The following is a 10763-nucleotide window of genomic DNA, read 5'->3' on the forward strand; positions in this document are numbered from 1 at the left end:
ATCCGCGATGGCCCGACCGATCACCTGGGCCGAACCATCCAGATATTCCGGGCGGGCGAGAATGGCGGCTGCGCTGCACCGGTTCGCGGGATCGACGAACCATTTGCCCGCCTGCCGCATGGCGCGAATCAGCCCCTCCACCGCCTCCGCGCGTTCCGCAAGGCGCGCTTCCTTGACCGCGAGAACCTTTTCCACGCCCCGCCGCCAGATTTGCGCGGTCGCCAGCACGATCCGCCCCGCGCCGCGATCCACGGCGACCGAGTTCCACGGCTCCCCGACGCAGGATCCGTCGATCTCGCCCGATTCCAACGCATCCGCGGTGAACGGCGGGGCCACGGTGACGATCTCGATATCGACATCCGGGCGGATGCCGCAGGCGGACAGCCAGTAACGCAGCATGTAATTGTGAGAGGAATGGCGATGCACTACGCCGAACCGCAACTTGCGACCATTTGCAGCCGCCATTTGCGCGTGCTTCGCCAGCGCCGCGCCGACAGCGGCAGGATCGCCGAGGACCGGATCGGGACAGACCGCATCCGCCAGTTCGGTCCGCAAGGTGATCGCATTGCCATTGAGACCAAGCACGAATGGCGCGGCGAGCGGCTGTGGCGGTCGTCCGATGCCCATGGTCGTCGCGATGGCCAGCGGCGCAAGCATATGCGCCGCATCCGTATGACCGTAAAGCAGCCGGTCGAGCACGGTCGCCCATGTAACATCGCGCGTGAGGTCGAGGTCCAGCCCCTCCTCCTCCGCAAACCCCAGTTCCCGCGCCAGAATGGGCAGGCAGGCATCGACGAGCGGCAGGAATCCAATGGTCAGTTTTTCGCTCATCGATCCCCTTTCATAAGCTCGTGTGCTGTCACCACAGCCTCCGCGATGGCCGCGATCCGCTTGTTCGAATCCATCGCCTTGCGCCGTAATTCCGCATAGGCTTCGGGTTCGGTCCATCGCCTTTCGGCCATCAGAATGCGCTTGGCCTGGTCGACCTGGTCGCGTTCGTGCAATCGCCCGCGCGCCTCGGCCAACTCCTCTTCGAGACGGGCGAAGGCATGGAACCGTTTGACGGCCAAATCCAGCAAGGGGCGGATGCGCGGCGCGGAAAGCCCGTCGACGACATAGGCCGAGACGCCTGCATCGATCGACGCGGCGATCGCCTCGTCATCGCTTTCATCGACGAATATGGCAATGGGCCGGGCTAGTGCACGGCTGACGGCGAAATATTCCTCCAGCACATCGCGCGCGGGGTTGCCCAGATCCATCAGCACGATGTCCGGCTCGATTTCGGCAATGCGAGACAGCAGCGCCTTGCGTTCGGAAAGGACGAAGATTTCCGAACCTTCGAAGGCGCGCAGGCCCTCCTCGATTATCGTGGCCCGTGCCCGGCTCTCATCGATCACCGCGATCCGCATCGGGTGATTGTGCAGCGCAGCATCGCGTTAGGCAAGCCGCATCGCGGAAAGAAACGATTGTACGTGGCAGCGTGCGTGTTGTCCGAAGCTTTTTCCGCCATTGGCGTGCTCTCGCTTCCCATGAACTAGCGCCTGGGCGAATGGCAGCTCTCCGCTTCGCATCGACCCAAAGCGGACTGCCGCAATCGGCCCACAAGCCGCCAGACCGCTACCAGTGTGAGCTGTCGGTCAGAAAAGCGCCCCAAACCCGGGCATTCAATCTGTTCGCATCGTCACCCACGAGCTGCCATTGGTGCGAGTTCTATTTATGACAACTAGGCGTATAAACGGACCATGCTTACAGGTGGCCGTTATTTCTTGAGGCGGACGCGGTTTGCCCTCGGCAATCCGAGTTTAAAGGTTCCCGGAGTCTTCTCGCCTCGCCATTATGCCATTTGCCGCTTTCCCCAGTTGTTTCGTACCAAGGGACAACAATGGCTTCGCGCCGTAAGTTATCCTGAACCGCAGCGATGAGGGTCAACGCCTAGGCGGTTACCAGCGGCCCACTGCGCCAAGTCGCATGCGTAGTCGTGCCTCAGTAATTTCGGCACTTTTGGCAAGGTGAGGGGTTAGCATCAAGGTAACCCTGGCAGGCAGAGGACCGAAATCAGATGGATCAGACCCTCCCGCACTCAAGATCCTTTAGCAGCCCGCTTCACGCAATCCTTCTGGCCTTTCCTGTCGCGCTTTACCCCGCGGCCCTTGTCACCGACATTACCTACCTCAACACTGCAGTCATTCAATGGACCAACTTCTCATCGTGGTTGATTGCCGGCGCTGATCTGTTCGCCGGTATCGTGCTGGCATGGGCCGTCTTGAGCCTTTTTTTCGGGCGAGCGAGACATATGAGGCGCCGCGGGATTGTCTATCTCGTTGTCGTCGCGGTGATGTTCCTTGCGGGAGTTCTCAACGCATTTCAGCACGCGCGCGATGGCTGGCATTCGGTCGGGACATTGGGACTGGTCTTGTCGATCCTTTGTACCCTTCTCGCCTTCTTCGCGGCTTTCATAGCCTACGGAGATGCGAATATCAGGGGAGACCGCACATGAACCGGGTCGCCGTTCTCGCTTCCGTATTTACGCTCGCTGCCTGTCAGTCGCAAAGCGATCCGGATCTTGACCAGACCGGAGCCCAACCTGATCTTCCGGAGCAACGCGATACCCTGTTGCCGGCAATGGAAATCCCCACGCCTGCAGGGTGGGACGGCGAGCTGCCGACGGTTCCCGAAGGCTTCACCATAACCGCCATCGCCGAGGATCTGAAAATTCCGCGGCAGATGCTGCTATTGCCTAACGGGGACATTCTGGTCGCAGAAGGCTCCGGAGGGAATGCCCCTGCCGTCCGGCCCAAGGATGTTATCGCCGGATTGATCAAGAGCCGTGGCAAAAGCTCCGTTGAGGGAGGCGACCGAATTACCTTGCTGCGCGATGAGGATGGAGATGGACAGACCGATCTGCAAACCACCTTCATCGACGGCCTCGACGCCCCGTATGGCTTGGCCTTCGTCGACGGTACGCTTTATGTGGCCAACCAGGACAATCTGGTCAGCTTTGAATATACGGACGGCGCGACGAGCATCGAAGGACCGGGTACCGAACTGACCAAGCTGCCCGCCGTTATCAACCATCACTGGACCAAGGCCATGACAGCCAGTCCCGATGGCTCGATGCTGTATGTCGGCATCGGCTCCAACAGCAATGTCGGCGAACGTGGCATGGACGTGGAGGAAGACCGTGCCGTGGTCTGGGAAATCGACCGCGAAACGGGCGCGAGCCGAATCTTTGCATCCGGTCTCCGAAATCCCACCGCCCTTTCCTTCAATCCCTGGACCGAGCAACTGTGGGCAGTGGTCAATGAACGCGACGAACTTGGCCCTCAACTGGTGCCCGACTACCTGACCTCCGTGCGGGAAGGCGCCTTTTACGGCTGGCCTTACAGCTACTTCGGTCAGAACATCGATCCGCGAATTCGCCCCCAGCGACCGGATCTTGTCGCGCAGGCGATCGTGCCGGACTATGCGCTGGGCTCGCACGTGGCGGCCTTGGGTCTGGATTTTTCGAGCGAGGGCGGGCTCGGAGGACCCTTTGCAGAAGGGGCGTTCGTGGGTCAGCACGGCAGTTGGAACCGCAGCGACCCATCAGGCTACAAGGTCGTCTTCGTACCGTTCAGAAATGGACGACCGTCAGGTGAGCCGGTCGATCTGGCCACCGGATTTCTGAAGGACGGTCACGCGCGCGGACGCCCTGTGGGCGTTCTGTTCGACGAGCCGCGCCGCGCGCTGTTGATCGCAGACGATGTCTCAAACACGGTCTGGCGTATTTCACGACAAGACGGGCCTAACGCTTCGGAAGAACAGTAGGTCGCTCACGACTTCGTACTGTGGCACAGGCCCAGACTCGTCAAACGCAGCTGGAAACCACCACGATCGGCGCACCGGTGACTACGGTAGCACCCAGGCCGATCCACCCGATCGCAATGCCAATCCGTTCCATCTGCGTATCCTTCCGTCGCACAAGCCACCGCAGTAGAATGCAGTGAGTTCCGATCAGGGAAATCCAGACGGCAAGCAACAACAACTTTGCCCAGGACAGGCCGAATGTCCCCGACCCGGTCCATCCCGATGAGCAGCCGAGGCCATGAAGGGCGTAGAGGGTGCTGAAAGCCACGGCCCACAGAACAAGGCCCGAAACCATGCGGACCAAAGCTGTCACAGCGCAGCGCCCGACAGGGCGAGGAGCCAGGCTACGATAATCGCCACGCCCGCCCCATAATCGCTCCACACGGCTGCGATGCGGCATTCATGGGGACGCCGGGCGCTAACGTGGCCGCTGGCGATCCGGCCCCTGATGAACAGCTGCGCCAAGGCGCCAACTGCAGCGGAGAAGACGGCATAGCACGTCAATGTCCAGGCTACGGCAGCGAAGGAATGCTCGGCTGGGCCCGGCAGGTGACGAATGGCGCCCAGGAGAAGGCCGGCAATCGCCAGCGCCAAGCCACACGCTGCTAACACCGCGCCGGGCTTCGCCCGCCTGAAGTTGCGCAGTCCGGCCCGCGCTCCACCAGAGGCGAGCAGCGCCCCTGCGGTCACCAGAACGGGTTCAAGGAAATAAGCGTCGAATTCTCCCGGCGGCGGCCAATTGGGCGCGACGACCCACAGGAAGAAATAACCGAAGATCAGCGAGGCGAATAATGTCCCACTTGCTGCAACGGCCAGTACGCTGCCCCAGTAGCCGACACTACCGCGCACATCAAAACTGGTAGGCAGACAAAGCCCTTGGCCAGCATTGACCGGACCAGCATCGTTCACCGTTCCGGTCGTGGCGGCCCACCGCCAAACCATGACTGCGGTGGCGACAACGAACACCGGTGCAAGCCAGTAGAGGCTCAGCAGCATCGACAGGAAGAAACCTCCGATTACCAGAGCGGTATGCAAGGGTATCAGGCTAGGACCGGGCAGGATGGCAACGTGTTCGGGCGCGCCGCTTGCGATATCGACTGCCAGCGTCTCGCGTCGCTGATCGACCGCGCGGGCCAGCAAGCCTTTCCCGCCGGCGAGGCGTGCACCCAGATTGCGATCCTGCGTCAGCGGTTCGCGGCTGTCGACTGTCGGAAGACTGGCGAAGTTGTATTGCGTGGGCGGAGTGGGCATCGCCCATTCCAGCGTTTCGGCCTCCCAAGGATCGCGCCGCGTGCGCTTTCCGAGCCGATGTTGCAGCGCGATGTCGATCGCAAACAGGCCGAAGCCGAATGCCTGCATGAACCCGCCGACTGAGGATATCAGGTTAAGTGTGGTCCACCCCGCCTCAACGGGATAGGTGTAAACTCGGCGAGGCATCCCAAGCAGGCCAGTCAGGTGCATGTGCAGGAAGGTAAGGTTGAAGCCTATAAAAATCAGCCAGAACGCCGCAATGCCCACTCTCATCACGCGTGTGCGACCGGTGGCATGGGGCATCCAGTAGTAGGCTGCAGCCAGCATCGGGAAGACGAAGCCTCCGACCAAAACGTAATGCAGGTGGGCCGTCACGAAAGCAGTATCGTGGGCTTGCTGGTCAAATGGCACGATCGCCAGCATAACCCCGGTTAGTCCGCCGAGCACGAAAACCACGAAGAAGCCGAGAATGTAATACATCGGCAATGTGAATTTCGGCCGGCCCGCCCAGATCGTCCCGATCCAGGCGAAGACCTGTACGGCCGTGGGTATTGCCACAAGAACCGAAGCTGCGGAGAAGAACCCAAGCGCCATGTGCGGAATGCCCGTGGTGAACATGTGATGTACCCACAACCCGAAGCTGAGGAAAGCGAGCGCCATCACCGCGGTGACAATCGCGCCGTATCCGATCAGCGGGGTGCGCGCCATGACCGGGATCATGGTGGACAGGGCACCCGCAGCAGGCAGAAAGATGATGTAGACCTCCGGATGCCCGAACAGCCAGAAGAGGTGCTGCCACAGAAGTGGCGAACCGCCGAACTCGGGCTGGAAGAACGGCCAGCCGAAAGCGCGTTCCAATTCCAGCAGGATGGAACCAAGGATCAGCGGCGGAAACCCGAAGATCATCATTCCCGCAGTCGCCAGCAGATACCACGCCATGATCGGCATCCTGGTCAGCGACATGTTCGCGGCACGGAACTTGAGGATCGTAACCACGATCTCGATCGCCGCGCATATCGCGGAGATCTCGACGAAGGTAATTCCCAGCAGCCAGACGTCGGAATTTACGCCCGGGGTGAATTCGCGGCCCGAAAGCGGCGGGTAGAGGAACCACCCCGCGTCGGGTGCCACCCCGCCCAGCAGGGCCAGGATCATGATCGTTCCTCCGAAGAGGTAGCACCACCAGCCCAACGCGGTCAGGCGGGGGTAGGCGAGATCGCGCGCACCCAAGATTTTTGGTAGCAGGTAGATTGCCAGGCCTTCCAGCATGGGGATGGCGAAGAGGAACATCATGATGCTGCCATGCATCGTGAAGATCTGGCCATAGACTTCCGGCCCTGCGAAGGCGCTTTGCGGAGTGGCGAGCTGGGCACGGATCAACATGGCGAGCACGCCGCCGATGCCGAAGAACACGGCAGCAGTGATGATGAACCGCTTGCCGAGATCAGTGTGGCTAACGCTGCTGAATACACCGCGCCACCCGGTCTCGTTTTTCCAGATGCGGGTCAGGTCGCGGTGGAGTTCAAGCGCCTTCATCGTGCCGCCCCCATCAAGTTGTTCGCGTTTTCGGCCTCGTAGGCCTCCACCACAAAGCGATGGCTTGCATGGCCGACGCCGCAATATTCTGCACAGACTGCTTCATAGGTGCCTGACGCATCCGCCTGGATCCGCAGACGGTTAACCTGGCCTGGGATCGCATCCATCTTGCCCGCCAGTCGCGGAATCCAGAGGCTGTGGATCACATCGGTCGCCCTGATATCGAGATCGACCGGTCGCCCGGTGGGGATGCGCAAGACGTCTTCCGAACAGCTCCCATCCTCGTAACAGAACTCCCAGCCGTAATTATAGGCCGTAACCTCGATAGTCTCCGCGGCCGGCCCGGTTGGCAGATTGCGCTCGCCCACCCACAGTGCGAAACCGAGCAGGACCATCAGCACGGTTACCGGCATGGCAAGACCCAGCCAGCCGATCCATACACTCTTGTTGCCAGGTTTTTCCCGATCTGCCACGCCCCGCCGGAGCAGCCCCACCAACAGCAGCGCGAAGACGAGCGTCGCCAGCAGGATCGAGCCACCGAGCATACACCACCACAGGTCCGCAACGCGCGCGGCGGACGGCCCGGCGGGATCGATGGTGGACAAAGCACCTTCGCAAGCCGCAAGAGTGGATGCAAGAAAGACCATAACCATTGAGCGAACCCAGCTTCGCGAAGGATGACGCCAATGACAGATACGGCCCATGAAAATATTGCCGAGAGGGAACTGGTCGAGGCGAATCCCGAAGATTTGGTCGATCCGGTCGAACAACAGCCCGATTTTCACAGACTCGAATCGCGTATCGCACTGGCCGGACATCCCATCCACGCGATGCTCGTCGCTTTCCCTATTGCGCTGACAACCTGCGTGCTGGGGGCGGATATCTTCTACTGGTGGACCGGCGATCTCTTCTGGGCCCGCGCCGGTCTCTGGGCGGCGGGAATGGCTTTCCTGTTCGGCGTTCTGGCGGGCGGTGCGGGGACGGTCGAATTGCTGAGCGTGCCCGGCATCCGCCAACGCGCGGCAAGCTGGACGCACTTCATCATAGCGGTGATGCTGCTGTCCATTCTCGGAATGAACTGGGGCTATCGACTGCTGGGGTACGAAGAGGCGGTGCTTCCCTTCGGCATCATGTTTTCTGCCTTCGCCGTGGCCTTTACCGGGTTCACCGGCTGGCACGGGGGCAAGCTCGTGTTCGAATATCAAATCGGGGTTTCTTCCACCGGGAGTTCGTGACCTAGTGGCTCGTTCAGCCATTCGGGCGCAAAATTGGATAGTGCGGGCTTGCCCAGCACGAGGAACAGTATGGTGACCATCGCGACCGCGATCGGCACCAGCGTGGGGATAGCGCTGCGCGGTTCAAATCGGCCACGACGTTCACTCATCAGCACGACCAGATGCCCGACCCAGGCGTGGAGCGCGACCAGCACACCGACCATGAACAGCTTCACAAACATCCACAGGGTGAACACGCCTGCGAGAAAGATCAAAACGGTGCCTGCGGAGATGGCGATGATCGCCGCCGGGGTAACCAGATACGAATAGGCGCGATGTGTCAGCAACCGCAGTTGGCTGTAGCTGGCTTGCCCTTCGCCGATCTCGTGCTTACTGAGCATCAATGGCAGGCCGAGAAGCCCGGCACACCAAACAACGAGAGCAGCGATATGCAGCGCCTTGACGAGGGAAAGGATCACGAACGAACGCTCATTGTCATTTGGCTTGGAGTTCACGCAAGACGTTGATGGAGTTCGTCGAATTTCCTGTTGCATTCTGCCGCCGCCAGGCGCGGCGTGCAATCCACAAGCCACCGATGGCGAACGGCGCCATTCCGCCGACCCACATTACCAGCCCGGCCAATTGCTGGTCCGCCAGACCCGTCAGCCCCCAGGACGGCGCGGACAGAGCGTGGGTTACATACAATGGCTGCGAGGCGAAGGTGAGCAGGGCACCCAGGCACCCCATCTGTACCATTCCGCCCAACAATCCGCCGACCGCGCCCATCACGCCAGCCCGCTGGATTGCCAGCCAGAATGCGAATGACGTCGCGAAGATTGTGATTTGCATACCCCAGTACAGCGCCATGTTCGCCAGGGCCGCATTGTATAGCGCAGGCACATGCCACGCCCACAGCGCTGCCGTCATTGCGAGCGTAGTCAAGCTGACTGGCAGGTGTACTCGGAACAGGGGGCCAGACGATCGCGCCGCAAGCGCAAAAGCAAGCGCAGCGGCAATCAAGAGCAGGTGATGTATCGAACGGGCCGAGAATAGCGCCACGCTGGCCGCACACAGGGGTGAAACGAATGCCAGCGTGAGCAGCGAGACACCGACTGCCGCCATCCGGTTTCTTGCCCTCAGAGCCCATACCCACGCAACGGCTAGAATAGCGACGAGGGGTGGATCGAAATTCCAGTGTGAGGCGATTTCAGCCAGCGCCGGAGGACTTCCGCAATAACTGCCGGCAAACATTTGCAATCAACTTTCCCCGAATGACCTGACCTTTGGCGACAGCCTTTAGTTGCCGCATTTTCTGCCAGCAGCAGAACATAGCGGCCAGCAATGCGGTTTGAAAACGGTGAAACGCAACAATTGATCCGATGGATGTAGGCGTGGGAATATCAAAATTGGGTTATAAACGGATAGCGGTGTTTGGCGGAAGCGGGGCGACCGGTCGCGAAGTAGTCAGGCATGCCCTGCGTGCTGGGCTGGAGGTAGTTTCGGTCGACCAGACTCTGCCTGACGAAGCTGCTAGGGTCGAGGGAGTATCCTATCACAAGGCAGATGTCCTGAAGGGCGGTATAACTCAGGCGATGGCAGGGTGCGATGCGGTGATCTCGGCATTGGGCGTCGCCTTCTCGCCGAGCAACGCGCTGTCTCCTCCCCCGCTCTATATAGAAGGAACTGGCAATATCCTCGGCGGGATGGAGCGCGCTGGGATCAAGCGAATTGCGGTGATCTCAGCCGCTTTTGTGATCGATCAGCCCAACCTTCCGAATTGGTTCAAGCTCACCGTCGTTCCGGCGCTCCACAATATCCTGGAACAGATGAGAGAGATGGGGACCCTCCTGGAGGGGCGCCTAGATCTCAGGTGGACCATCGTGCGACCCGCATGGCTGTTGCACAAGCCCGCCGCCGACGATTTGCTCGTCGAGGAGGAGTTTTTGCCCGACAGAGCGTTTCGCTGTCGGATAGGAGATCTCGCTGCCTTCCCTGTCGAATGCGTGCAACATGATCGGCACGTTCACGCCAAGCCCGCAGTGGGTGCGCCCGAAGAGGAAGAGTTCGAAAGCCCGCTCGCTCTGGGCGATGAATTCGCCGGCCGGTGAACGGAGCCAAAATCACTTCATGCGAAATCTTTCGCAGTCTCCGCTGGATAGGAACCATCTTTTCCCAGACTTCAGCACTTGGAGGTTAGAACTCCCGCTGCTCCTCGATCTCGTAATCCTCCAAGGCACCCCCCTTCCTCCGAGTGAAGCAGCTCGACCGCGCGGTCGGCGGCGTCGTAATAACGGTGCAGGATGAGGTGGGCACCAGAGTTGCGAAGTTCCTCGTTGTCTTCAATCCGGTGGGTCGCGACCGCAATCTTGCCCACTTCCGTCAGCGCCTGGAGGAAGGCGTGGCGGCTGTCATGATGCGTAACGCCAGTGTTCGGATCAGGGATCGCCGAGATGATCCAGTTCGCGCTTCGTATCGGCAAGCTGAACTCACCGCCGACGGCCGCGCGACGTTACTAGGTTTCGTGGACAAAGCTTGACTGTGGACTCGGACCTTGATTCAAGGCTGGCTTTTGGAGGCAGCCTTGGGCGAGCGGATTGGCGTTACGGACGAAGAGTGGGAAGTGATCGGGCCGCTGCTGCCACCTGAGCGGGGTCGTGGCTGCCGTCCGGCGCAGGACAACCGCCCCTATTTCGAAGGCATGATGTGGATCGCGCGGACCGGAGCGCAGTGGCGTCACCTGCCGGATGAGTATGGCAAGTGGAACAGCGTTTTCCGGCGCTATCGACGATGGGTTACGACCGGCGTGTTCGATGCCATGCTGGAGACGCTGGCGGAACTGGCGGGGCGCGACACAGCCGCCGACATGATCGATAGCACCGTGGTCCGGGCACATCATTGTGCCGTCGGCATAAAAAG

General features: G+C 60.8%; 12 protein-coding genes. 6 read left to right on the forward strand and 6 right to left on the reverse strand.

The window, feature by feature from the left end; genetic code table 11:
- Together A3736_RS15355 and A3736_RS15360 are read right to left on the reverse strand one after the other, a co-directional pair.
- On the reverse strand, positions 1–831 hold an 831-nt coding region (locus A3736_RS15355; RefSeq protein ID WP_067684762.1), incomplete at its 3' end, for a CmpA/NrtA family ABC transporter substrate-binding protein.
- Positions 828–1409 carry an ANTAR domain-containing response regulator gene (locus tag A3736_RS15360; RefSeq protein ID WP_067684742.1) on the reverse strand — a complete coding sequence of 194 codons (582 nt, stop codon included), beginning with the start codon at positions 1407–1409 and terminating at the stop codon, positions 828–830. The genes A3736_RS15360 and A3736_RS15355, both read right to left, overlap by 4 nt.
- 650 nt (positions 1410–2059) lie before the next feature.
- Here A3736_RS15360 and A3736_RS15365 point away from each other — a divergent pair.
- Together A3736_RS15365 and A3736_RS15370 are read left to right on the forward strand one after the other, a co-directional pair.
- Positions 2060–2497 (forward strand): DUF2231 domain-containing protein, encoded by a 438-nt coding sequence (locus tag A3736_RS15365; RefSeq protein ID WP_067684744.1) that lies wholly within the window; start codon positions 2060–2062, stop codon positions 2495–2497.
- Complete coding sequence (locus tag A3736_RS15370) at positions 2494–3807, forward strand: sorbosone dehydrogenase family protein (protein ID WP_067684746.1); 1314 nt, start codon at positions 2494–2496, stop codon at positions 3805–3807. Before A3736_RS15365 ends, A3736_RS15370 begins: the two co-directional genes overlap by 4 nt.
- A 348-nt stretch (positions 3808–4155) precedes the next feature.
- Here the strand turns inward: A3736_RS15370 and ctaD are convergent, their stop codons facing one another.
- Together ctaD and A3736_RS15385 are read right to left on the reverse strand one after the other, a co-directional pair.
- Positions 4156–6633, reverse strand: a complete 2478-nt coding sequence (ctaD, locus tag A3736_RS15380) for a cytochrome c oxidase subunit I (RefSeq protein WP_067684750.1) — start codon at positions 6631–6633, stop codon at positions 4156–4158.
- Positions 6630–7238: a cytochrome c oxidase subunit II gene (locus A3736_RS15385; protein ID WP_233999442.1), complete on the reverse strand. Its 609-nt coding sequence runs from the start codon at positions 7236–7238 to the stop codon at positions 6630–6632. Before A3736_RS15385 ends, ctaD begins: the two co-directional genes overlap by 4 nt.
- 81 nt (positions 7239–7319) lie before the next feature.
- On the opposite strand from A3736_RS15385, the gene A3736_RS15390 reads away from it, so the two are divergent.
- Complete coding sequence (locus A3736_RS15390) at positions 7320–7868, forward strand: DUF2231 domain-containing protein (protein WP_067684754.1); 549 nt, start codon at positions 7320–7322, stop codon at positions 7866–7868.
- On the opposite strand, the gene A3736_RS15395 is transcribed toward A3736_RS15390, so the two are convergent.
- Together A3736_RS15395 and A3736_RS15400 are read right to left on the reverse strand one after the other, a co-directional pair.
- Complete coding sequence (locus A3736_RS15395) at positions 7835–8326, reverse strand: CopD family protein (RefSeq protein ID WP_067684764.1); 492 nt, start codon at positions 8324–8326, stop codon at positions 7835–7837. The two genes, A3736_RS15390 and A3736_RS15395, sit on opposite strands and share 34 nt — an antisense overlap.
- 16 nt (positions 8327–8342) lie before the next feature.
- Positions 8343–8969, reverse strand: coding sequence for a cytochrome c oxidase assembly protein (locus tag A3736_RS15400; RefSeq protein WP_197465631.1), 627 nt, complete (start codon positions 8967–8969; stop codon positions 8343–8345).
- Between the two features lie 284 nt (positions 8970–9253).
- On the opposite strand from A3736_RS15400, the gene A3736_RS15405 reads away from it, so the two are divergent.
- From A3736_RS15405 to A3736_RS15415, 3 genes are all read left to right on the forward strand, one after another.
- A complete protein-coding gene (locus A3736_RS15405; RefSeq protein WP_233999444.1) occupies positions 9254–9955 on the forward strand; it encodes an NAD(P)-dependent oxidoreductase in 702 nt (233 codons plus the stop codon).
- 143 nt (positions 9956–10098) lie between these two features.
- Positions 10099–10383 (forward strand): hypothetical protein, encoded by a 285-nt coding sequence (locus A3736_RS15410; protein ID WP_067684760.1) that lies wholly within the window; start codon positions 10099–10101, stop codon positions 10381–10383.
- Positions 10384–10467: 84 nt separating this feature from the next.
- Positions 10468–10763, forward strand: a 296-nt coding sequence (locus tag A3736_RS15415; RefSeq protein ID WP_369815456.1) for a transposase, incomplete at its 3' end; no start/stop codon positions are given.

Origin of the sequence: Erythrobacter sp. HI0063 (assembly GCF_001635685.1) — a bacterium.
GTDB lineage: Bacteria > Pseudomonadota > Alphaproteobacteria > Sphingomonadales > Sphingomonadaceae > Qipengyuania.